This window comes from Akkermansia sp. BCRC 18949 (assembly GCF_045011645.1).
Lineage (GTDB): Bacteria > Verrucomicrobiota > Verrucomicrobiia > Verrucomicrobiales > Akkermansiaceae > Akkermansia > Akkermansia massiliensis.
On record NZ_CP123619.1, the window covers coordinates 2,809,825 to 2,830,684 of the forward strand.

Annotated in this window: 25 protein-coding genes; 13 read left to right on the forward strand and 12 right to left on the reverse strand. The window is 60.1% G+C overall.

Annotation, left to right across the window (positions count from 1 at the left end; all coding sequences use genetic code 11):
• Positions 1–87: 87 nt before the first annotated feature.
• The 4 genes from cysS to P8A25_RS11800 all read left to right on the forward strand — a co-directional run bounded on the left by cysS (position 88) and on the right by P8A25_RS11800 (position 3,748).
• Complete coding sequence (gene cysS, locus P8A25_RS11785; protein WP_404838708.1) at positions 88–1,503, forward strand: cysteine--tRNA ligase; 1,416 nt, start codon at positions 88–90, stop codon at positions 1,501–1,503.
• Positions 1,504–1,508: 5 nt separating this feature from the next.
• Entirely contained in the window at positions 1,509–1,853 is a 345-nt protein-coding gene (locus P8A25_RS11790; protein WP_102728628.1) for a cupin domain-containing protein, read from the forward strand.
• Positions 1,850–2,785, forward strand: coding sequence for a DMT family transporter (locus P8A25_RS11795; protein ID WP_022397906.1), 936 nt, complete (start codon positions 1,850–1,852; stop codon positions 2,783–2,785). Before P8A25_RS11790 ends, P8A25_RS11795 begins: the two co-directional genes overlap by 4 nt.
• Before the next feature lie 312 nt (positions 2,786–3,097).
• Positions 3,098–3,748 carry a PEP-CTERM sorting domain-containing protein gene (locus P8A25_RS11800; protein WP_180971104.1) on the forward strand — a complete coding sequence of 217 codons (651 nt, stop codon included), beginning with the start codon at positions 3,098–3,100 and terminating at the stop codon, positions 3,746–3,748.
• A gap of 94 nt (positions 3,749–3,842) precedes the next feature.
• Here the strand turns inward: P8A25_RS11800 and P8A25_RS11805 are convergent, their stop codons facing one another.
• Positions 3,843–5,837 carry an ABC-F family ATP-binding cassette domain-containing protein gene (locus P8A25_RS11805; RefSeq protein ID WP_215442376.1) on the reverse strand — a complete coding sequence of 665 codons (1,995 nt, stop codon included), beginning with the start codon at positions 5,835–5,837 and terminating at the stop codon, positions 3,843–3,845.
• Positions 5,838–5,918: 81 nt separating this feature from the next.
• Entirely contained in the window at positions 5,919–6,422 is a 504-nt protein-coding gene (locus tag P8A25_RS11810) for a peptidylprolyl isomerase (protein ID WP_215442377.1), read from the reverse strand.
• A gap of 208 nt (positions 6,423–6,630) precedes the next feature.
• Between P8A25_RS11810 and P8A25_RS11815 the strand changes: the two genes are divergently transcribed.
• The 9 genes from P8A25_RS11815 (at position 6,631) to P8A25_RS11855 (ending at position 12,605) form a co-directional block, all read left to right on the forward strand.
• Positions 6,631–7,404 carry an Hsp33 family molecular chaperone HslO gene (locus P8A25_RS11815; RefSeq protein WP_102721167.1) on the forward strand — a complete coding sequence of 258 codons (774 nt, stop codon included), beginning with the start codon at positions 6,631–6,633 and terminating at the stop codon, positions 7,402–7,404.
• A 117-nt stretch (positions 7,405–7,521) separates the two neighbouring features.
• Positions 7,522–8,091, forward strand: a complete 570-nt coding sequence (locus P8A25_RS11820; RefSeq protein ID WP_102737141.1) for a hypothetical protein — start codon at positions 7,522–7,524, stop codon at positions 8,089–8,091.
• Positions 8,088–9,146, forward strand: coding sequence for a hypothetical protein (locus P8A25_RS11825; protein ID WP_215442378.1), 1,059 nt, complete (start codon positions 8,088–8,090; stop codon positions 9,144–9,146). Before P8A25_RS11820 ends, P8A25_RS11825 begins: the two co-directional genes overlap by 4 nt.
• Entirely contained in the window at positions 9,143–10,108 is a 966-nt protein-coding gene (locus tag P8A25_RS11830) for a GDSL-type esterase/lipase family protein (RefSeq protein ID WP_215442379.1), read from the forward strand. Before P8A25_RS11825 ends, P8A25_RS11830 begins: the two co-directional genes overlap by 4 nt.
• A 67-nt stretch (positions 10,109–10,175) precedes the next feature.
• Entirely contained in the window at positions 10,176–10,583 is a 408-nt protein-coding gene (locus P8A25_RS11835; protein ID WP_102721163.1) for a hypothetical protein, read from the forward strand.
• A 202-nt stretch (positions 10,584–10,785) separates the two neighbouring features.
• On the forward strand, positions 10,786–10,926 hold the full coding sequence (locus P8A25_RS11840; RefSeq protein WP_022397897.1) for a hypothetical protein: 141 nt from the start codon (positions 10,786–10,788) through the stop codon (positions 10,924–10,926).
• Positions 10,927–10,962: 36 nt separating this feature from the next.
• Positions 10,963–11,568, forward strand: coding sequence for a MarC family protein (locus P8A25_RS11845; protein ID WP_022397896.1), 606 nt, complete (start codon positions 10,963–10,965; stop codon positions 11,566–11,568).
• Positions 11,569–11,583: 15 nt separating this feature from the next.
• Positions 11,584–12,288, forward strand: a complete 705-nt coding sequence (locus P8A25_RS11850) for an alpha/beta fold hydrolase (protein WP_102737143.1) — start codon at positions 11,584–11,586, stop codon at positions 12,286–12,288.
• Positions 12,285–12,605: a DUF3820 family protein gene (locus P8A25_RS11855; protein ID WP_102721160.1), complete on the forward strand. Its 321-nt coding sequence runs from the start codon at positions 12,285–12,287 to the stop codon at positions 12,603–12,605. Before P8A25_RS11850 ends, P8A25_RS11855 begins: the two co-directional genes overlap by 4 nt.
• Before the next feature lie 36 nt (positions 12,606–12,641).
• On the opposite strand, the gene P8A25_RS11860 is transcribed toward P8A25_RS11855, so the two are convergent.
• From P8A25_RS11860 to phnW, 10 genes are all read right to left on the reverse strand, one after another.
• Positions 12,642–12,995: a hypothetical protein gene (locus P8A25_RS11860; protein WP_215442380.1), complete on the reverse strand. Its 354-nt coding sequence runs from the start codon at positions 12,993–12,995 to the stop codon at positions 12,642–12,644.
• Complete coding sequence (locus tag P8A25_RS11865; protein ID WP_022397892.1) at positions 12,992–13,222, reverse strand: hypothetical protein; 231 nt, start codon at positions 13,220–13,222, stop codon at positions 12,992–12,994. The genes P8A25_RS11860 and P8A25_RS11865 overlap by 4 nt, the downstream gene beginning before the upstream one ends.
• Positions 13,223–13,237: 15 nt before the next feature.
• Positions 13,238–13,831: a DUF2589 domain-containing protein gene (locus tag P8A25_RS11870; RefSeq protein ID WP_215442381.1), complete on the reverse strand. Its 594-nt coding sequence runs from the start codon at positions 13,829–13,831 to the stop codon at positions 13,238–13,240.
• Between the two features lie 10 nt (positions 13,832–13,841).
• Entirely contained in the window at positions 13,842–14,648 is an 807-nt protein-coding gene (locus tag P8A25_RS11875; protein ID WP_022397890.1) for a hypothetical protein, read from the reverse strand.
• 35 nt (positions 14,649–14,683) lie between these two features.
• Entirely contained in the window at positions 14,684–15,535 is an 852-nt protein-coding gene (locus tag P8A25_RS11880; protein WP_022397889.1) for a DUF2589 domain-containing protein, read from the reverse strand.
• Positions 15,536–15,681: 146 nt separating this feature from the next.
• Positions 15,682–16,167, reverse strand: a complete 486-nt coding sequence (locus P8A25_RS11885; protein WP_404838709.1) for a LytR/AlgR family response regulator transcription factor — start codon at positions 16,165–16,167, stop codon at positions 15,682–15,684.
• A 183-nt stretch (positions 16,168–16,350) separates the two neighbouring features.
• Entirely contained in the window at positions 16,351–17,322 is a 972-nt protein-coding gene (locus tag P8A25_RS11890) for an extracellular solute-binding protein (protein WP_215442382.1), read from the reverse strand.
• 9 nt (positions 17,323–17,331) lie between these two features.
• A complete protein-coding gene (locus P8A25_RS11895; protein ID WP_215442383.1) occupies positions 17,332–18,957 on the reverse strand; it encodes an ABC transporter permease subunit in 1,626 nt (541 codons plus the stop codon).
• Positions 18,950–19,702, reverse strand: a complete 753-nt coding sequence (locus P8A25_RS11900) for an ABC transporter ATP-binding protein (RefSeq protein ID WP_215442384.1) — start codon at positions 19,700–19,702, stop codon at positions 18,950–18,952. The genes P8A25_RS11895 and P8A25_RS11900 overlap by 8 nt, the downstream gene beginning before the upstream one ends.
• 54 nt (positions 19,703–19,756) lie before the next feature.
• A complete protein-coding gene (phnW, locus tag P8A25_RS11905; RefSeq protein WP_215442385.1) occupies positions 19,757–20,848 on the reverse strand; it encodes a 2-aminoethylphosphonate--pyruvate transaminase in 1,092 nt (363 codons plus the stop codon).
• Positions 20,849–20,860 lie beyond the last annotated feature (12 nt).

Here is a 20,860-nt window from a genome sequence, read left to right on the forward strand (position 1 = left end):
CAAGGCCGGGGACGCGCGCAGCCGCAGGTCCCCGGCCTTCTTTTCCCGCTTGACCGGAGGGCCCTCTTCCCTTCTAATCGTTCCGCCATGTTACACCTTTACGATACCCGCACCAGAACGGCACAGGACATTTCCCCCATGGACGGAAAAACGCTGCGTTTCTACTGCTGCGGACCCACGGTGTACGGCCCCGCCCACATCGGCAACTTCCGGACCTTCGTGATGCAGGATATTTTCCGCCGCGTTCTGGAGCTGGGCGGAACCCCCACCATGCACGTCCGCAACCTGACGGACGTGGATGACAAGACCATCCGGGATTCCCAAAAAGCCGGAGTATCCCTGGCGGAATTCACCGCCGGCTGGGCGGACCTGTTCCACCGGGACTGCACCGCCCTCAACTGCCTTCCACCCCACGTGGAACCCTCCGCCGTAGGCCACATTCCCGAACAGATACGGATGGTCCAGGCTCTGGTGGAAAAAGGCCATGCCTATGTCTCTGAAGACGGTTCCGTGTACTTCAGGATCTCCTCCTTCCCGGAATACGGAAAGCTTTCCCACCTGGATGAACGGGAACTGGATCTGGGCAAAACCGCCAATGCCCGGTCCAACGCGGATGAATATGAAAAGGACTCCGTGGCGGACTTCGTCCTGTGGAAAAGCCGCCGCCCTGAAGACGGGGACAATTTCTGGCCCTCCCCCTGGGGGGAAGGCCGCCCCGGCTGGCACCTGGAATGCTCCGCCATGATCCACAAATACTTCGGCAATGACTTCGATCTCCACTCCGGCGGCGTGGACCTGGTGTTCCCGCACCATGAAAACGAGGTTGCCCAGTCCCGCTGCGCCTGCGGCGGCGGTTTTGCGCGCCTGTGGTTCCATATCACGCACCTGCTGGTGGACGGCGGCAAGATGTCCAAATCCCTGGGCAACATGTACACCCTGGCGGACCTGGATAAATTGGGCCACAAGCCGTCAGCCGTCCGGTACGTGCTGGCAGGGGGCTATTACCGCCGCCCGCTGAACTTCACCCTTTCCTCCCTGGAGGACGCCAAAGCCGCGCTGAACCGCCTGTCCAAATTCGACGCGCAGCTCCGGAACGCCTCCGGAACGGACTCCGTTCCGTCCTATGAGGAATTCTGCGCCGCCCCCCGGGAACCGGGCATCTTCCAGCCGGCCTGGGACAGCCTGAATGATGACCTGAACACTCCGGAAGCCCTGGGCCACGTCTTCAGCGCCATCAGGAAGGCGGATGTTCCCTCCCTGACTCCGGAGGAAGCGCGCCGCATGCGGAACGCCTTCCACTTCATTCTGGCCGCTTTCGGCATTCTTCTGCCGGAAGAGGAACAGGCGGAAGCGCCGGAGAACGTGCGCACCCTGGCGGAACAGCGCTGGCAGGCCAGGCAGAACCGGGACTGGGCGGAAGCCGACCGCCTGCGGGCGGAAGTAACGGCGCTGGGCTGGACCATCAAGGACCGCAAGGACGGATACGACCTGGCGCGCAACTGAACGGCATGGACGCTTTCTCCCCTATCCCCAACCACACGGGCTTCACGGCCAGGAGCCTGTTCACGGATGCGCAGGGAACCCTGAAGGACGGAGCCTTCGCCAACATGGAACCCGGAGGCGGCGGCCCTCTTTCCCCGCACCGCCACGCCCACGCCCATTTATTCATTGTCACCCGCGGAACGGTCGTTATCCTGCTTGACGAAGAGGAAAAAACGGTCCGTGAGCATGAATCCCTGCTCGTGCCCGGCGGCGGCCGTCATGCCGTCTGGAACAGGAGCGCGGAACCGGCGGAAATCGTAGGCCTTACGCTGGAAGCCGCCCGCGCCCCCCAACTACCTACAACCCGATGAACTCCCGCCAACGCACGCTGGGCCATGCCGCCGCCCTGATGACCATCCTGATCTGGGGGACCACCTTCGTGTCCACCAAGGTGCTTCTCCGGGACTTTACCCCCGTCACGGTGCTCTTCACCCGCTTCGTGATCGGGTACGCCTTCCTCTGGTGCCTGAGGCCGCGCCTGCTTCCGCTCTCCGGCTGGAAAAAGGAACTCCTGTTCGCGGGAGCGGGCCTCACCGGCGTCACCCTGTACTTCCTGCTGGAAAACATCGCCCTGACGTACACCTTCGCCTCCAATGTGGGCATCATCGTGGCCGTGGTGCCTTTCTTCACGGCTCTTCTGGCCCACTTCCTGCTGAAAGGGGAGGGCTTCTCCCGCCGCTTCTTCCTGGGCTTCGCCGCCGCCTTCACAGGCATCTTCCTCATCATGGCGAACGGCGCCTTCGTGCTGGAACTGAACCCGGCGGGGGACGTGCTGGCTCTGGGCGCGGCCTTCGTCTGGGCGGTCTATTCCATCCTGATGAAAAAAATCGGCGTCAACACGTCCAACATGATCATCTGCACGCGCCGCATCTTCTTTTACGGCATCGTGCTGATGATTCCGGCCCTGTTCGTCCTTCCGGTGAACATGGACTGGCATCTGATGGTGAAGCCCGTCAACGCCCTCAATCTGCTGTACCTGGGCCTGTTTGCCTCCGCCCTGTGCTTCCTCTCCTGGAACCGCGTGGTGGAAATCCTGGGAGCCGTCAAATCCAGCGTGTACATTTACATGGTTCCGGTCGTGGCCGTAGTGGCCTCCGCCATCATCCTGGGGGAACGCCTGACCTGGATATCCCTGACGGGGATTCTCCTGACCCTCTGCGGCGTCACGATTTCCGAGTACAGGAAAAAAACGCGGAAGAGCGTCAGAGAAAAGGGAGAAAAGCCCGTTCTGCAAAAAGGCTGATTCCCCCTGCTTTCCGGAATCATGCTGTTTTTTCCAGGAAGAAAAACGGCTGGCGAATATTCCCGGACGGAATGCCTCCGGCGTTGCAACGCTTTCCGCCCCCAGAGGATGGCTGTTAGCGGATTAGATATCCGCAGACAACAAAATTTTTTGAAAAAAAACGAGTTTCACCGCGGGCAAAGGGGAATAATCAGAAATACGTTCAAGATGCAATGAAGTTCCGTATTCATGAATCATTGAGGATGTGTTCCATCATTCACTTCCATTTTCCCTTCTCCGTTACCGGATATCTAATCCGCTAGTATGGCGCGCATGAAAAAGCTCCTTTCCATCCCAGCTTTTTTACTGTGCATTTCCGGGGTACAGGCGGCAACGACATTGTATGAAACCCAGTTCCGCCAGACCGCCATCAATGTGGACAGTGACTTTCTGGACGGCGCTTCCGTCTCGCTCACCAATCCTTCCACATCCCTTTCCGGCAATTTGGCCGCGGACCTCCTTGTCCCCAATGTCCAAATGCAGAATAACAACGCCGGATGGACCGTTACCTTTTCCTTCACGGCTACGCAGGACATCATCATCTCTTCCCTGAACCTGGGCTTCCAATTCGTCACCGGTACCGGAACACGGCACGGAAACACAGATTCCAAAACGGGAACCGCTACCGTCACGCTGGCCGCCGGAGATTCCTCTGCCACGGCTGATCTGAGCTTCGAACGCGTCCAGGCCGACAAGAACGGCACGCCGACAGCGGACATCCAGCAAGCCTCCTTCAATACCCCGGTCACGGTCAAGGCGGGAGAAACCTTTACCCTCACCGTGAACGCCAAGGCACCCAACACCGGGGGCACCTTCCTGGGGCTTTCCCAACTGGCCCTCCACGGGGACGCAGTGCCGGAACCGGCCACAGCCTCCCTCGGACTGCTCGGACTGGCCGCCCTGCTCCTGCGCCGCCGCGTATAAGCGGGAGCATCATTTAATCTCTGCTTTATTCCTTTACTAAAACAGGACCGTCCCCCACCGGGAAACGGTCCTGTTTTTTTAAATAAAAATCCGCTCAATTTCCGGAAACGTTTCTTTCCGCCTCTTCTTCAATACGGGCTTCCGTCTCTTCAATCTTTTCTGAAAGATCGGCCCACTGCGTAAAACAGGTTTCCAACTGGCGGTCCGCCTGCTGGAACCGGGTGGTGAGCTCCATGACGGCCTCCGTATCAGCCGCCACCTCCGGACGTTCCAACTGGGAGGCGATCTCCGTCTTTTCCGTTTCCAGACGCGCTATCTCCGCTTCCAACTGTTCCAGTTTTTCCTGGAGGGGACGGAGCAGGCGCGCCTTTTTCTGGCGGATTTCCGCCTCCATGCGCCTGCGCGCCTTGCGGTCCGCCCCGGCTCCCGGGTCAGCCGCTCCGGAGACGGCAGACGCAGCGGAGGAAGCCAGAGCCTGGTCCCGCTCCACCTTCTCCAGATAATCGGAAACGTTGCCTATGTAAACGCGCGGTTTCTCTCCCGGCACGAATTCCAGCACCTTCGTCACAATGGGGTCCAGGAAGCTGCGGTTGTGGGAAACGATGCAGTAGGAACCCGGATATTCGGACAGCGCCTGCTGAAGCACCTGCTGGGACTGGATGTCCAGGTGGTTCGTCGGCTCGTCCAGAATCAGGAAATTGGCCGGATGCAGCAGCATGCACACCAGCGCCACGCGGGAGCGTTCCCCCCCGGAGAGCACGCCCACGCGCTTGTGCACGTCGTCCCCCCGGAACAGGAAGCAGCCCAGCAGGTTCCGCACCATGGGCGCGGATTCCCGCGTAGCGGCCCCCTCCACGCATTCCAAGACGGTCTTTTCCGGGTCCAGGTCATCGGCATGCGTCTGGGAGAAAAAAGCGATCTGCGTATGGCGCCCCATCGTCACGCTCCCGGAGCTGGGCTCCTCCCCGCCGGAAATGAGGCGGGAAAACGTGGACTTGCCCGCTCCGTTCACCCCCACAATGGCGATGCGGTCCCCCTTTACGATTTCAAAATCCACATCCTCAAAGACGGAAATGGAGCCGTACCGCTTGGAAACCTTTTCCAGCCTGACCACGGAATGCGCGCCGGCAGGCGGGGTGGGAAAATGAAAATTCATCACGGCGTCATCCTCCTCCACCTCAATCAGCTCCACCTTCTCCAACTGCTTGATGCGGGACTGCACCAGGGAGGCCTTGGTAGCCTTGTAGCGGAACCGGTCGATGAACTCCTTCGTCTTGGCGATTTCCCGTTCCTGGGCCTTTTTCTGGCGCAGCAGAATCTCCTTCCGCAGCACGCTTTCCTTCAGGAAATAGGAAAAATTGCCCGCGTACTCCTCCGCGCGCCCGTGGTAAAAGGCAATCGTTCGGGAAACCAGGGAATCCAGCAGCGCGACGTCGTGGGAAATGAGGATGATGGCCCCCTGGTAGGTGCGCAGGTACTGTTCCATCCACCGCTGGGACTGAATGTCCAGGTGGTTCGTGGGTTCGTCCAGCAGCAGCACTTCCGGTTCCCGGAGCAGCAGCTTGGCCAGCGCAATGCGCATCTGCCAGCCGCCGGAAAATTCCCCGCAGTCCCGGTCAAAGTCCCGGTCCTTGAACCCCAGGCCGCGCAGGATGGACTCCGTGCGGGGGCGCAGCCGGGCGGAATCATGGGCGTGCAGCACCAGCTCCAGTTCCCCGATCTCGTTGAGCACTTCGGAATAGGCGGCGGAACGGGGGTCCAGTTTCTCCATCTCCTGCGTCAGGGCGTCAATGCGCTCCTGGAGGTCCATCAGGTCCGCAAAGGCGGACATGGCCTCGTCAATCAGCCTGCGCCCGCGGACATGGATGCCCTCCTGGGGCAGATAGCCCACCTGGGAGTGCCTGGACTTGATGATGGAGCCGGAATCCGGCTCATTCAGGCCGGCCATGCACTTCATCAGCGTGGACTTGCCCGCGCCGTTATGCCCCGCCAGGGCAATTCTTTCCCCATCCTCCACCGTGAAGGAAAGATCATTGAACAGGACGCGCGCGCCGTACTGCACGCGCAGATTTTGAACGGCCAGAACCATGTACCGAATGAGTAGAGAGAGGAAGGCGGCGGAACGCGGCGTTGCATCGCCTGTTCCGCCGCCAGGAAAAGCCGGATAAGCTTATTTGTCCAGAACCTTGTTCCACGCGGCGATGCGGTCGGCCTGCTCCGTGAACAGATCATCCGCGCCATCTTCAATCGTGATACCGGAAATGGTATCCCCCTGCCCGATGGAATCCACCACGTCCTGGCCTTCCGTCACCTTGCCGAAGACGGTGTGCTTGCCGTTCAGCCAGTCGGTAGGTACATGCGTGATGAAGAACTGGGAACCGTTGGTGCCGGGGCCCGCGTTCGCCATGGAAAGCACGCCGGGGCCGTCATGCTTGAGGTCCGAGCGGCACTCGTCCTCAAAACGGTAGCCGGGGCCTCCCATGCCCGTGCCGGTGGGGTCGCCGCCCTGGATCATGAAATTCGGAATCACGCGGTGGAACTTGAGGCCGTCATAGAAGCCCCTGGAAGCCAGGTTCAGAAAGGAAGCCGCCGTCACGGGCGTCTTGGAAGCGAATACCGTCAGCTTGATGTCGCCCTTGGAAGTGTGGATGGTGATATTCTTGTCAGTTGCCATGGGTGCATGTTAAACGCGCGGAAAGGCATGGTAAAGACTGTATTGCGTGCTGCCGCCGGGCCTGCGCCCCCATTTCCCCGCCAGCCTCTTTTCCTCCTTTTCCATGCCGGGCAAGGAGGCCGCCCCCGCGGCGCCTACCTGTCATGACGGGCCCTAATGACAGGAGGAACGGTTGATTTTCTACCGGAAAGGGCCGAATTTGAATGATATGAGCGAAGAATTGGTAGAAGAATTCGTTACGGTTGAATCCATCTTTGTCCGTGGGCGCAACTGCCTGGCGCTGAAGGCGAAATTCTCTCCCCTGTTCACAGACTACTACCTTCATCTCATGCAGTACGGCCTGCGTAACGAGGAACCCTACGACAGCCTGCTGAAAGAGCTGATGGCCTACTTCACCCTCTACATGGTCGCGCGGCCCTGGGCGGAACAGCACGCCTGGACGGTCAACCTCAGAACGCCCGCCGTAGCCAACCTGTTCGTTACGGGCTCCTCCCTGACGGAATCCGTAGTGGGGCGCATCTTCACGCAGGACATCAAGGAGCCTGAGGAAAACACGCTGTACTCCACCCTGCTCCGCAAGGGCTTTGAACCGCGGTACTCCGTCGTCCCCATTCCGGGAACCTCCCCCGCCCGGTGGGTGGAGGAATTCTACAAGCAGAGCGAACAGAGAAACGCGCGCTGCATTGAACTGCCGGATGAATGCTACACCATGGTGACGGCCCAGCCGGACGCGGATGAAGAATGGCTGAATTCCCTAACCCGGGAAAAAATGGCCCATCTGGAAGAGGATGAAGATACCCGAGTGCTGGAAACGCGCCGGTTCCGCTTTTACTGCGGCTGCACGCTGGACCGCATCCTGCCGACGCTCAAGGCGCTTCAGGAAAGGGAGGAAGACCTGTTCCAGGGGGAAGAGGCGCTGGAAGTCACCTGCCCCAGGTGCGCCGCCATTTACCGTGTGACGAAAGAAAATCTGGAAGATTGAGACATACATGATTTCTTTCTGACAATTAGCCTTTTCGGCAGCGAATTTCGTGCTTAAACTTTCCCCGTGCCGACTTGTCCGAAGTGTTTACATAATTTCCACCGCGGGGCGGAATCATTGTGCCCTCACTGCGGCTTTTCCCTGGAAAACCTGGACAAGAAATACGGCAGGGACTCCATCCCCTACCGCCGCGTATGCGACAACGCCGGCGCCCTGCGGCAGCAGGACCGCGTAAAGCTGAACGCCCTGCTGGAAAAACTGGAGCGCCGCATTCCCCCCGTCCTCCTTTCCGTCTATTTCCCCAACATCCTGGAGCCCTTTTCCCTCATTCCCCACAGCTTCTGGGTGATGAACCACCTGACGGTGGACGAAGCCGGCTTCCCCAACCACCAGGGCCCGCTGGACCCCCAGTGGCTCCTGATTCTGGTACTGGACGTGCGGACGGACACGGCCTGCTTCATGTGGGGGTATGAACTGGATCCCTACGTAGAGCCGGACCTGATCAACAAATCCATCATGAAGGCCCGCATCCCCCTGCGGGAAAGCATGCTGCTCCAGGCCGTGGGCTCTATCATGAAAGACGCCGTCCAGCTCGTGGCCCGGAAGGCGCGCTCCAAGGTCAGGCACCCCATGCGCTACGGGTTGACGCCCCCTCCCCCCGCAAACCGGAAAGGAGGCGGCCTATGAGATTCCTGCTGTTCCCCTTCATGCTGGCGGCGGCCATGTGCGTGGCCCCGGCGCAGGAACTCCCCGCCCTTAAATGGAACGCCCGTGACCAGCAATCCCTGATGAAGGGCACCTGGTGGGAAGCCAACGCACCCCTTCTGCCCCCTGTGGATGCGGCTGTGGCCTCTTCCGCCTCCGTCCCGGAACCCTCCGCCAATGCAGACTCCCCCGCTGTGGACCCTGTTCCGGAGGATTTCACGGACGTCAACGAATACTTCCTTCCAGACTACATCCGCACCTCCACGGGCCTGATCGACCCCCAGAAGCTTCTCACGGAAGTGGAGAGCAATGACGTCATTGAACTCATCAAGCTCATCAAATCCCGTTACAACGTCAACCTGTTCGTCAGCATCTTCGCGGCCGGGCAGAAAGTCCCCCCTTCCGTCAACGCCCCCACAATCGCCCGCCAGATATTCAAAAACAAGGAACGGAACCTGCTCCTCCACTTCCACATGGGGGACATTAAAAGCGCCCAGATCGCGCTGGATCCGGAGTTGAGCGCCCAGCTCGGGGATGCGGGGCGGCGGGACCTCCTGTACCAGGTGAAGCAGGACGCCTCCCGGTTCACCAACCCGCAGGACGAGCTTGTTGAAGCCATGATTTCCCTGGCGCGGAGGACAGAGGCGGACATGGCCTCCGCCCCCAAGCCTTCCCTGCCCGCGCTGGACCCGGACAACCCCGCCAGCATCCCGGAAGCCAACATCACCATCCAGGAACCGGAGGAAGCGCGTGAATCCCATCTGCACGCCATGATGAAGGCCTGGATGTCCTTTGCCCTGGCCAATGTGGCCGGCATCATCCTGCACGCCTCCGCACTGGTGGCCGTAGTGGCGCTCTGGCTGGTCTGGAAAAACAAAAGAGTGGTGCGTCTGCTGCCGTCGGAACCGGACAAGCGCCTGGGCGCTCCGCACGGCGCCTCCCAGAGCCGTCCCGTAAACTACTGCATGCAGGACGGCCGGGGACCGGACTCCATCGGCCGCAGGCAGATGCGCCAGCACATGCGCGACGTCTCATGACAGAACCATCTCCAACCCCCGGCATCCGCGCCTCCCTGAACGGCGCAGGAGAACTGGAACTCACCATGGTGAACGCCCCTGCGGGAGCCGTCATCCGGATGGACGTTAATGCGACTTCCCCCCGCATGCTCTGCACGCAGGGCCGCTACCTGGCTCCGGTGCAGGCCCCGCCCGGCACGCGCATCCGCTTCCGCCTGTTCCAGGGGAAGCGCGGTCTGACGGCCCCGGAAACCTTCATCATGCCCGGAGCTCCTCCCGCCCAGCCCGTTCCTTCCACGCTGATTCCCTGCACCCAGAACAGGGACTTCATGATTTACGACTGGGCGGCCCGGCACGAAGCCGCTTGCCGCGCGGTGAGGAAAACGCATCCGGACCTCCTCTTCATCGGAGACTCCATCACGCATTTCTGGGGAGGGCCTCCCGTGGACGAACCGCACCGGGACATCCTCCAGAAATCTCCGGAAACCTGGAGCCTGTGCACGGAGGGAATGAGGGCGGTCAATCTGGGCTTCGGCTATGACCGGGTGGAAAACGCCCTGTGGCGGCTCCGCCACGGCGAACTGGACGGAGCGGCGGGCGATGCCGTCTGCGTGGTGCTCCTCGGCACGAACAACCTCGCGGAAAACACGGACGGGGAAATACTCCAGGGCATCCGCGCCGTTTGCGGGGAAATTACCGGAAGGCTGAAAAAGGCCGTCATCATCCTCCAGGGCTTCTACCCGCGCAACAGCGCCCGTAAAGATACCGCGGAACGCATTGCCGCCATCAATCTCCTCCTGAACCGTCTGGCCGCAGAACAGGGCTTCCTGTACACGGAACCGGGCCGCGTCATGGCGGACGCCGCAGGACACGTTCCGGAAAAACTCTCCAGCGACGGGCTGCATCCCTCCGCGGCCGGCTATGAGCGCATCGCCGCCGTGCTGGCCCCCGTCATCAGGCAGGCGGCGGAACGGAAAAAATGACGCCGCCAAGAAACCGGACCCGCTTTCCGGTGTTTTTATTCATGGAAACCTCAGCAGAAACACCACAATGAACGAACAGGACGATACAAAGCTCTGGCAGATTCTGGGCCATGCCTCCCAGCCTGCGCCGGGGGATGATTTTGCCCGCAGGGTCATGATGCGTATTGCCGGGGAAGAACACGCCACCGCCGTTCCGGCGGAATCCATCCACCACTTCAAGCGGAACTCCTTCCGCATCTGGGGCGCCGCGGCGGCGGCCCTGGTGGCTGCCGTCATCGGCATTGCAGCCCTGATGGAACCCTCTGCTCCGCAAACGCCCCCCCTCTCCATCGCCACCCTGAACATTGACGATGTGCTGGTGGAAGAAGCCGGTCTGGCTCTGGGCCAGGAAAACCTGGTGGACGCTCTCTGCGTGCTGTCCTCCACGGAAACGGGCGTCATCTCCTCAGACAACATCCAGGACCTCCTTCTGTAACTCCGGAAACGGAAGCATTCTTCGTTCCCGGCCCAGGGAGCGGAAACTCTTCGCCGGGCAAACCGGATTTCTTTCCTCCCCGTCCCGAATCCGCCTTCCTGAAAACCGGTTTTCTCCGCAAACGGGAACATCGGACACCGGAACCGTAGGAACGCCGCGCTGCCCCGGCCCCCACTGTTATAAAGCCTTTTCTCTTCCGGCCATGGCTGTGCCTCCCCCGGTCTTTCCAGTCTCCATCCGGAACGGAAGGCAGAGTTTCCAAACCTTCTACCTGGCCCCGGAACTGGTGGAGAAAACGGCCATCCGGACGGGGAAAATTTCCGCTGCCGACGGTTCCCTTTGACGTGCACGCCCGTATCGTTTACAACGGGCTTACTCCATGCAGGACTTCCTTTCCACCGTTATTCTCCTGTTCATCGTCATTGATCCCGTGGGACTGGCCCCGATGATTCAGGGAATGCTGAAGAAATATTCGCCCGCCCAGCAGAAGGCCATTCTGATGCGGGAGCTTGTGTTTGCCCTGAGCCTGCTGCTCCTGTTCTTCTTCTCCGGGAAATTCCTGCTGGACCTGCTGGGGCTGGAACCGTCCACCCTGAATATTTCCGGGGGCATCCTGCTGTTCCTCGTGGCGCTGGGCATGGTCTTTCCCGCCAAGGACATGCTCTCTTCCGCCGGACGCACGACCGGACAGGACGAACCTTTCATCGTTCCCATCGCCATGCCCCTGATGGCCGGCCCCTCCTCCCTGGCCATCATCATGCTGCACGCCTCCCAGAGCCCGGACAGCATTTCCCAGATGACCTATGCCGGCGCCATCGTGACTGCCTGGTTCCTCTCCGGACTGGTGCTTTTCATCGCGCAGAAGTTCCTGCGCCTGCTGGGGGAAAAAGGGACGATCGCCCTGGAACGGATGATGGGCATGGTGCTTATCATGATTTCCGTCCAGATGTTTATGAACGGACTCGCCGGGTACGGCGTGAAATAGGAAGTTGCGCCGACCATGCTTTGGCTCCTGCACGGTAACCTGGGCTCTCCGGCGGACTGGAAACCCGTGATGGAAGTCCTGCGCGCCGGGGGAGTGGAAGCCCGCGCCCTGAACCTCTGGAAGTACCTGGAATGCTGCCCCAAGAGCCTGAAGGACATGGGGCGCGTGCTGTGCTCTGAAATAGCCGCCCAGGACAAGCACCCCTGGCTCTGCGGTTATTCCCTGGGAGGCAGGCTGGCCATGCAGGCCGTTCTGGCCCATCCCCCCCTCTGGAAAGGCGCCGTATTCGTCAGCGCCAATCCCGGCATGGAGGATGAAACGGCAAAAGCGGCGCGGCGCGCGAAGGACGCAGAATGGGCCGTCAAGTGCCTCTCCGCGCCATGGGAGGATTTTTTGAAGGAATGGGACGCGCAGGGCGTATTTGAAGGCGGCCCGCCGCCTCCGGACCGTTCTTCCCTGAAACCGTGGCGCAAATCCATCTCCCGCGCTTTCATCGACTGGTCCGTGGGCGCCCAGGAAAACCTGGCCCCGCTCCTGAAGCAGTCCCCTGTTCCCCAGTTATGGATAGCCGGGGAGCGTGATCCCAAATTCACTGCCCTGGCCCGCCGGGCGGCGGGGGAACAAGCCGTCATCATCCCCCGCGCCGGCCACCGCCTCCCCCTGGAAGCTCCGGCGCGGCTGGCGGAAAGCCTTCAACAATTCATCCTGCAAAACCCATGAACGATCCCAAAATACCGGATGCGGAAGATTTGAGAAAACTGGTGGAGGAAATCGCGCAGACGCACGTCCCCTTCGGCATGTACGGCCCCGCCAAGTACCCTCCCAAGGGCTGCCCGCTGATGGACGTGCCCCAGGAATATCTGGCGTGGTTCCAGGCCAAGGGCTTTCCCAAGGGAAAACTTGGCCGCCTGATGGAACAGTGCCTGCTGCTGAAAGGTAACGGGCTGGACCCGCTTTTTGACCCCTTCCGCAAAGCCAACGGCGGACGGACGAAGAAAAACGCCCGCCGCCGCGTGTGGGATTTTGAGAGCGAATAACCTTCCCCCCGGAAGGAACGCATTCTTCCCGCGTCATCAGGAGGAGGGAACGAGCTTCACTTCCCGCCTTGTCCCGTCCTCTTCCGTAACGGCCAGCACATAAAACACCCGGTCCTCCTTCTTCCCGCGCGTGACGGTAATGGTCAGGCTGCCGCGGGACAGCTTCACGCCATCCTCCGGAACGGAGAAAACGCCCAGCTCTTCCAGCAGTTCAAGCGCCCTGGCGCCGTCCCTCACACGGATGGACTGGCCGTCGCCTGAAATTTGCTTCTTCACCTCCTGCCATGCGGCGGCCAGCTGGCGCGGTTCCCGCTGCTGCATCTCCGCCTGGGAAAGAGGGGGCAGAGCCATGCAGAGCACGGCGGACAGCATGATCAATAGTCTCTTCATGACAGGGAGGCGGCGGGAAGTTGCTTGTTAATGGTGGCCTGGAACTTTTCCAGGGCCTGCATGGCGTGGTCGGAAGCCTTCCGGTCAATGGAAAGCTTCAGCCCGCAGTGGGGGCATTCAATGCCGCCGGACAACAGGTCCGGAATGGTCGTGGGGAAATACACTCCGCATTTGGGACAGTCAAGCCCCGGAGTGCGCTGGTAGGAATAAGTGGTTTTCTGGTCCATGTTTTTTTCTTTCAATTAGTTATTTTTTTCCCGGGAGGGAGAATCTTCATAATGCGGCCTGGAGGTCAGCTGGAGGAATTGGGACAAGCCGGAAGGCATGTCCGCCTGCTGCATGGTGACATGGATTTTCATGTTCGCCTGCAGGGAGGAAGAGGAGGAACCCCTCCCGGACTGGGGCGCCAGGGAAGCGCGGAAGTTCAGGCCGTCATCCTGCCCCTTTCCGGCGGAGGAATCCACCTCGCCCTTGTTCAGGGAAAAGCGTTCATCCGGAGCGGAGGCGACCGCGTCAATGATGTTGATGTCAAAGTCAAAGTCCGCCTGCTTGATTTGCAGCAGAGGCAGCGTCACCAGGCTGATGAGCGGCACGCTGACTTTCTTCTCCGCTCCGCCGGAAGCGTCGCTGTCCGTAAAATTGAAGCTGATGAGCCTCAGCGCCCCCGTGGAACCGTCCGCAGGATTGTAGGACTCGAAAGCCAGGGACATGAAATGCTTCATGTAGCGTTCCGTGGACATCGCGTCCGCATCAATCGTCGCGACCAGCGGGGCCGAGATCAATTGCTGCAGGCTCATGATGTGCCCGTTCACCTTGTTGTTTGTAGAATCACTCATAATATAATCACTATTGTGCGGCCAGTCCGGAAACGTCGTTCTGCTCCGCCAGGACGGCGGGAACGGCGGCGGGCGCGATGTTGAGGTGAAGCGTCTGGATGGAATTCTCCGGCATCTTTTTGAGCTTCTCCGTCTCCACCTCCACGTCCACCACCACATTGCTTACCTGCCGGGTGAACGCATACTTTTCCGCAAGCACGTCAATGAAGGAGGAGAGGCCTTCCCGGAGGTTCGTGCGGCACTCCTGCCTGAGGGCGTCCCCCTGGGCACCCTGGAACAGGTCGGCCAGATCGGGATTGTCCATGAATTCCTTCTCCGCCACATCCGCCAGAAGCTCCGCCAGCAATCCCTTGTCCAGTCCGGAGTCCGCCCGCAGGAGGGCCCCCTCATGGCCGGAAACAGCCGCAGTGATCTTCTTCCCCAGGTAGAGGCAGAAATTCCTTTTCCACTGTTCCTCCCTGGCAAGCAGGGAGGAAAAATCACTTCTCGCCTCATCCGCCGGGAGATTGGAGTGCACCACGGCCATCACAATGGAACGGATGGCATACGCAGGCACCCGCTCCGCCAGTTCCTGCTGGAACAGGCTGCACTGCTCCGCATCCAGCACCTGCCTCTCCTCCACCCCGGAGGTTCCCGTCACCGCATACTTCAAATCGAATTCCAGGGACCCTATCTGGGCGCTGGGAAGCTGGAAGCCACGCACACCACCGTGCTTCCCGTACTGGCGCGCCAGCCCCGCCGCATGGCAGTTCGCCGCGTGCTGCGCTTCGATAATGTCCCTAAGCAGGGATTCGACAATCAGATTCAGACGAGACATGGCTCTGGGATGGAAGAGAAATCGTTATGCTCCGGTTATTGTGCAGGCGTGGCGGCCACGGCCACCTTCCTCTTGAGCTCTCCGGCGCTCACCGTGCAGTTCCTGGCGTCTTCCTTGGAAATCGTGTATTCCTTGCCGGAATCCGTTTTCACAATCTTGGCTTCATTCCCCGCACCGTTATCAAACGGGTCCGTGGCGTCCCCTATCCGGAGAGTGATAGCATCCGGCTCAAACAGGCCTTCCTTGTTCTTGTAGGAGGTCATCAGCTTCACGCTTCCATCGTCCTGGATGGCATGCTGAACCTCCAGGGAACCGGTGGGAGATACCACGGAAATGCTGTTGTTCAGCATTTCCAGCACCTTGGCCATCCCGGCGGGCATGCTGTCCTGTCCGGCATGAACGGCCACGTCCATCGTGTACTCCACGCTGTACTTGGAGTCCTTCGTGGCGGAGGAGTCCTTCTTGCTGGAATAGCTGGCGTTCATGCTGCCGCGCGCCCAGAAGCATCTTGCAGAGGCGGAAACACTGGTATCTACGGAGCTGGAGGAATTCTCCGTCTCCGTACTGGCGGCGGAAGCGCTGATATTCGCCTTGAAGTTGATGTCAATGGAGTTGATGGCGATGTAGGGAATGGGAACGATGGTCAGAAGGGGAACCGTAATCTGGGCCATGTGGCCGTCCTTGATGAACTGGAAGGAGACATTCACCGTCTTCTTCTCTTCTCCTTCCGTGTACAGACCCACATTTTGGATGAATTCCCAGGAGGTCCGGGCCGCCTGGGCCTGGGCTTCCACACAGGCGACCAGGGGACCGCCGATGATGTTGCCGAAAGGCAGCGACTTGAGGGAGGAGGTCGCCACATCTGCTGCTGATTTGTCAATTGCCATATTATTTTATTTTCTGGTTGAGGTTAATATGAGGTGCCGCCTTTTGGCGACGTTGTGATCATGGGGTCATTCCGGCGCTTTTTCCATCCCGCCTGTCCGGAAGAACTGTTCCGCTTTCCCGCGGCGCCGGCGGCCATGGCCGGGGTCTATTTGGAAAACGACAGCATGTTCAGGCTTCCCAGCACTTTCTTTTTCATGAACTTGCTGACGGGGATGGAAACATTCCCCACCTGAAGGAAATTACCCGCAATGGACTCTATGTGTAATTTATTAACCAGATAGGAACGGTGCACGCGGATGAAATATTCCCCGTCCAGGTGCTCGGCCACCCGCGCCAGCGGGGCGGATACCAGAATGGACGACATGCCGTGCACGTGCAGCGTGCAGTAGCTTCCCCCCGCCTCCACATACAGGATATGCTTCATCAGGACGCGCTGGAACCCGTCGTTCATTTTGACGAACACCATGGGGTTTCTGGACAGGGAAAATCCGGCGGGCCTCCCCAACAGCGGCGTAAGGGAGTCATCCTTCATTTCCATGATTTCCAGCTTGTCTCCGTGCTCCACCGGTTCCGGCGCCGGGGCATAACAGATCCTATCTTTTTTAGTGACTTTAATAAATTTAATGGTCATTCAAAAATCATAGCAAAAACTTTAAATACTCAATAAATTCATCAATGAACAGCAGAAATGACCTTCTGAAACCAAATTTATCTCTTCTGAACGGCCATTGGAAACCGTGCCTTACCAACGCATTCAGGCCGCGGAAACCGTATTCCGCGGCCTGAATGGCACCCGTCTCTGCCGGGAAAAAACCTAATTCATCAGCGCCTGGTGCCTTTTCAGCAAGTCTACCGTCAGCGGTTCGGGAAAGGCCTTCACGTTGGACGATCTGGCATCCTCCCTAAAGTTTTCCCCCTCATACAGCGGCACGGGGTAGACCTTGAGGATGCCGGGGCGGGCGGTCCGGACAAGCGTCTCCGCCATCTTCATCGCCAGGGGATTGCCCCCCGCGCCCTTGTCCGTCACGCAGACGGACTCCGTTAGCATGAAGTTGCCTTCCGCCGGGTCCACGTAATCAATGGGGAGGCCGGCCTTCCTGTCCGCTACGGCCTGGTGGCGCAGGCCGAAGGCAATCGCCACCTCCCCGGCGCGCACCTTTTTCAGCGGTCCGGAACCGGAATTTTCCAGATGGGGCCCCGCGTTCTCCATCATGCCGTGCAGCAGGCACCCCGCCTCCTGTTCTCCGTACGCGCTGACCAGGGCCTGGACCATCAGCCATGCCGTGGAGGAACTGCGGATATTGGGAATGGAGATGAATCCCTTGTACGCCGGGCTTGCAAGGTCTTTCAGGGAGGCGGGCCGGGGCAGCCCGTTCTCCTGAAGCGCCCTCGTATTGATGAAAATGGCCCCTTCCTGCGCCGTAAGGGGCGCGCAGAAACCGGGCGTCTTTTCCAGGGCATGGAACGTGAAGGAGAGGGGGGCGAACATCCGGTGGGCCTGCTGGGCGCTTTCCAGGTAGTAGGTGGAGGCGGTAATCACGTCCGCCTCAATGTTGCTGCCCTCCGCCATGATCTTTCCGCCCAGCTCCGAGGTGCTGAAGGAGGAAAAAATGTACTGTCCGGAAAATCCGGCCCTGTCCAGGGCGTCCTGCATGGCTAGCCGGGATTCTTCGTCCGCGTTGGAGTAAATCACTACCTCCGGGCTCTGATTGCAGCCGCCCAGGCACAGAAGGACTCCGGAAACGACGGCAAGCGCGCAGGCAATCATGGTGGACTGTTTTTTCATGACGGTATTTTATTGTTTTTTGGTGCATCGGGCGGCAATGCCGCCCAGAATGACCCGGACCAGGATATTCGTGGCCAGAATCAGGAGGGACATCACAAAGATGGAATCAAACTGCGCGTAATGCTGCAATTCCTTGATCTTGGTGGTCAGCACGGCCGTTCTGGCGCCCACCAGGAAGATGACGGCGCTGATCGTGATCATGCTGTTGATGAAATAATAGCTGAACATTTCCAGCACGGTTCCCAGCGAATTGGGCACCACAACCCGGCACAGGGTTTTCAGCCAGGAATCACCCATCAGGGCGGCTGTGGCCTCCCAGCCCTTGTTCATTTTCTCCAGGGAGCTCTTGCCCATCAGGTAGGGCGTGGTGAAGAAATGGACCACGTTGCAGAGCACCAGAATCAGGAAGGTGTTTTGCAGGCTGGTTCCCGTGAAGGCGAACAGGAATGCCAGGCCGAGCACCATGCCCGGAATGGTGTTGGTCACCACGGCTATCCCATCAATCGCGCCGCGGGCCACCCGCCCCAGCCCGGAGCGCGCGGATGCCAGCGCGGCGCCGTAGGAAAGCAGGGTGCCCAGCAGCGCGGTCAGCAGCGCCACCCACAGGGAATTGCCGTAAATGGAAAGCAGGCCGCGGGAAGAGAGGATGCGCATGAAGCGTTCCAGGGAAAATTCCACCTCATAAGGCCAGTTTCTGACGAAAGGCACCACGAACATGACCGCAAAAACCGCCGCAATGGTTCCGATGACGGCCAGGGACCCGGCGCCGCACACGGCGTCCCTCAGGCGGCTTTTGACGATGTCCTGGCGGCAAATCCTGTTGTACCGGAAATTGTACCGTTCCAGGTAATTGATCAGCAGGATGCTGATGATGGACGGCAGCAGCATGGAAACGGCGACCGCCGCGCCGCCGCCGAAGTTCGGGATGGCCCCCAGCATTTCATTGTACAAATGGATGGCCACCACGTCAAAACTGCCTCCGATGGAGGCGGGAATGCCGAAGTCCGTAAAACTCAGCGTGAACGACTGGATCAGCGCCGCCCCCAGCGTACCCACCAGCGGCCTCACGGCCGTTCCCAGGAAGGTGCGAACGGGGCCGTCCCCCATCACCTTGGAAACGATGGCGAAGTTCTTGTCTACATATTTGAAGGTATTGTTGATCAGCAGGAAGGCGACCGGCAGCGTGTAAATGGTGTAGCCCAGCAGCATTCCCTGGAACCCGTAAATGTCCAGCACCTGGAACCCCAGCAGCCGCGTCAGCAGCCCTTCCCTGCCAAAGGAATAGATGATGACAAAGCCGTACGTGATGGTGGGCAGGAACATGGGCGCCACCGTCATTCCGGCAATGAACTTGCGGAACAAGGGCGGCAGCCCCGTATTGTTCACGGCATACGCCAGGAAAAAGGCCAGCGCGGTGGTCAGCGCCGCGGAAACCCCGGAAATCAGAAAACTGTTCCGGAAGGATTCCAGGAATGCCGGGCTGGCCAGCATGGCCGTGTAATTCCCCAGGCCGGATTCCCCGCCTACCAGGAAGGATTTGCCCAGCAGCAGCGCCATGGGCAGGACCAGGAAGACGGAGAACACCAGGGCAACCGCCCAGAAAACGCCCCTGATTTCTATCTGGGTTTTATGCATAGGAGCCCTCAAAGAGGGAAAGAATGTTATTCCTCTTGATCTCCAGCTGATTCAGGATGAACTGCTTCACAAAGCTGTTGCTGGGGCTGGAAATGATTTCCCGCGGCGTGGAATACTGGGAAATGCCTCCTTCGTTCAGGATCAGCACCCGGTCGGACAGGGTAAGGGCCTCCTCCGGGTCATGCGTCACGATGATCGTGGTCAGGTTGTACTCCCGGGCAATCGTCTTGATGCGGGACTTGATGGACTCCTTGATGACGCCGTCCAGGGCGCTCAGCGGTTCGTCCAGCAGCAGGATGCGGGGCTTCATCACCAGCGTGCGGGCCAGGGCCACGCGCTGCTTCTGGCCGCCGGAAAGCTGGTCGATGCGCTTGTCCAGATGTTCGCTCAGGCCCAGCAGCTCCACCAGCTCCCGCACCTCACGGGGGGAGCTGACCCCCGGCTTGTTCTTCAGGCCGTACGTGATGTTCCGGTAGGCGTTCAGGTTGGGAAACAGGGCGTAATCCTGGAACACGATGTTGAAGCCGCGCCGCTGCATGGGCGTGCCGCTCACGTCCTCCCCGTCAAAGAGGATCTGGCCGCCGTCCAGTTCCGCCAGCCCCAGGATGACGTTCAGCAGCGTGGTCTTTCCGCTGCCGGACGGCCCCAGGATGGAGACGATCTCCCCTTTCCGGATGTCCAGGCTGATGCCGTTCAGAATGGGAACTCCGTTATAGACTTTCTTGATATTTTTCAACTGTAGCATGGTAAACTCCTGGCCGCCGCAGCGGCCCGCTGGGATTGATGGATGGGAAGGGAACTATTTGTTCCGGCGGATATCCGCCACGGCCTCCGCCAGGCGGCGGAAATCGTCCGGGAATACGTCCCCGATATTGCCGATGCGGAAGGTAGGGGCTTCCGAAATCTTGCCGGGGTAAATGACGAAGCCCCGTTCCTTCAAGGCCTCATAAAACTTCTGGAAATCAAAATCCTCCTCCGGGTACAGGAAGGACGTGATGATGGGGGACTGGAGCTCGTCCGGCAGCAGGGTCCGGAACCCGCTCCGGCGCATCCCCTCCACCAGCTCCGCATGGTTTTCCCGGTACCGGTCATGGCGGGCTTCCACGCCGCCCTCATCTTCCAGCTCCTTCACGGCCTGGAAGAAGGCGCGCACCACATGGGTGGGGGAGGTAAAGCGCCACTTGCCGCGGCCTTTTTCCATCTCCGCCCACTGGTCGTACAAATCCAGGGACAGGGAACGGGAGACCCCCTCGCACCGGGACAGGGAGGAGCGTCTGGCAATGACGAAGCCGAAGCCCGGAACGCCCTGGATGCACTTGTTCGCGCTGCTGACCAGGAAGTCGATTCCCAGCTTGCGGATGTCAATGGGAATGCCGCCGAAGCTGCTCATGGCGTCCACGATGAACGTCAGGCCGCGGCCGCGGATCGCCCTGGCGACGGCCTCCACCGGATTCAGAATGCCGGTGGTGGTCTCGCAGTGCACCATGGCCAGGTGGGAGATGTCCGGGTGTTCCTCCAGCGCGCGCCGCACGGCCTCCGGCGTCACGGGCGCCGTCTCCTTCAGGGAAACGAGGACGTGATTCAGGCCATGGCGGCGGGCGATGTCCCCCATGCGCTTGCCGTACGCACCGTTGGCGACGATCAGCAGCTTGTCCTGCGGCCTGACGGCGCAGCTCAGCGTGGCTTCCACGGCATAAGTGCCGCTTCCCTGTAAAAGAACGGTGGTGTATTCGCCGTCCAGCCCGGCCAGCTTCAAAAGCTGTTCCCGGATGACGGTGACCACGCCCTCGTTGTAATCCTTGTCCCAGGTGCACCAGTCCTGAAGCATGGCCTGGCGGACGGATTCGGAAGTGCTCAGCGGGCCGGGGGTAAGAAGAAGGTAATTTCTCATGGTTAATGGATG

Coding starts and splice junctions, on each gene's coding strand:
- phnW (WP_215442385.1), bottom strand. CDS start 20,848: ATGAGAAATTACCTTCTTCTTACCCCCGGCCCGCTGAGCACTTCCGAA.
- P8A25_RS11840 (WP_022397897.1), top strand. CDS start 10,786: ATGGCTGTGCCTCCCCCGGTCTTTCCAGTCTCCATCCGGAACGGAAGG.
- P8A25_RS11815 (WP_102721167.1), top strand. CDS start 6,631: ATGAGCGAAGAATTGGTAGAAGAATTCGTTACGGTTGAATCCATCTTT.
- P8A25_RS11825 (WP_215442378.1), top strand. CDS start 8,088: ATGAGATTCCTGCTGTTCCCCTTCATGCTGGCGGCGGCCATGTGCGTG.
- P8A25_RS11875 (WP_022397890.1), bottom strand. CDS start 14,648: ATGTCTCGTCTGAATCTGATTGTCGAATCCCTGCTTAGGGACATTATC.
- P8A25_RS11790 (WP_102728628.1), top strand. CDS start 1,509: ATGGACGCTTTCTCCCCTATCCCCAACCACACGGGCTTCACGGCCAGG.
- P8A25_RS11830 (WP_215442379.1), top strand. CDS start 9,143: ATGACAGAACCATCTCCAACCCCCGGCATCCGCGCCTCCCTGAACGGC.
- P8A25_RS11900 (WP_215442384.1), bottom strand. CDS start 19,702: ATGCTACAGTTGAAAAATATCAAGAAAGTCTATAACGGAGTTCCCATT.
- P8A25_RS11850 (WP_102737143.1), top strand. CDS start 11,584: ATGCTTTGGCTCCTGCACGGTAACCTGGGCTCTCCGGCGGACTGGAAA.
- P8A25_RS11795 (WP_022397906.1), top strand. CDS start 1,850: ATGAACTCCCGCCAACGCACGCTGGGCCATGCCGCCGCCCTGATGACC.
- P8A25_RS11860 (WP_215442380.1), bottom strand. CDS start 12,995: ATGAAGAGACTATTGATCATGCTGTCCGCCGTGCTCTGCATGGCTCTG.
- P8A25_RS11895 (WP_215442383.1), bottom strand. CDS start 18,957: ATGCATAAAACCCAGATAGAAATCAGGGGCGTTTTCTGGGCGGTTGCC.
- P8A25_RS11855 (WP_102721160.1), top strand. CDS start 12,285: ATGAACGATCCCAAAATACCGGATGCGGAAGATTTGAGAAAACTGGTG.
- P8A25_RS11845 (WP_022397896.1), top strand. CDS start 10,963: ATGCAGGACTTCCTTTCCACCGTTATTCTCCTGTTCATCGTCATTGAT.
- P8A25_RS11805 (WP_215442376.1), bottom strand. CDS start 5,837: ATGGTTCTGGCCGTTCAAAATCTGCGCGTGCAGTACGGCGCGCGCGTC.
- P8A25_RS11835 (WP_102721163.1), top strand. CDS start 10,176: ATGAACGAACAGGACGATACAAAGCTCTGGCAGATTCTGGGCCATGCC.
- cysS (WP_404838708.1), top strand. CDS start 88: ATGTTACACCTTTACGATACCCGCACCAGAACGGCACAGGACATTTCC.
- P8A25_RS11865 (WP_022397892.1), bottom strand. CDS start 13,222: ATGGACCAGAAAACCACTTATTCCTACCAGCGCACTCCGGGGCTTGAC.
- P8A25_RS11885 (WP_404838709.1), bottom strand. CDS start 16,167: ATGACCATTAAATTTATTAAAGTCACTAAAAAAGATAGGATCTGTTAT.
- P8A25_RS11880 (WP_022397889.1), bottom strand. CDS start 15,535: ATGGCAATTGACAAATCAGCAGCAGATGTGGCGACCTCCTCCCTCAAG.
- P8A25_RS11810 (WP_215442377.1), bottom strand. CDS start 6,422: ATGGCAACTGACAAGAATATCACCATCCACACTTCCAAGGGCGACATC.
- P8A25_RS11890 (WP_215442382.1), bottom strand. CDS start 17,322: ATGAAAAAACAGTCCACCATGATTGCCTGCGCGCTTGCCGTCGTTTCC.
- P8A25_RS11870 (WP_215442381.1), bottom strand. CDS start 13,831: ATGAGTGATTCTACAAACAACAAGGTGAACGGGCACATCATGAGCCTG.
- P8A25_RS11800 (WP_180971104.1), top strand. CDS start 3,098: ATGAAAAAGCTCCTTTCCATCCCAGCTTTTTTACTGTGCATTTCCGGG.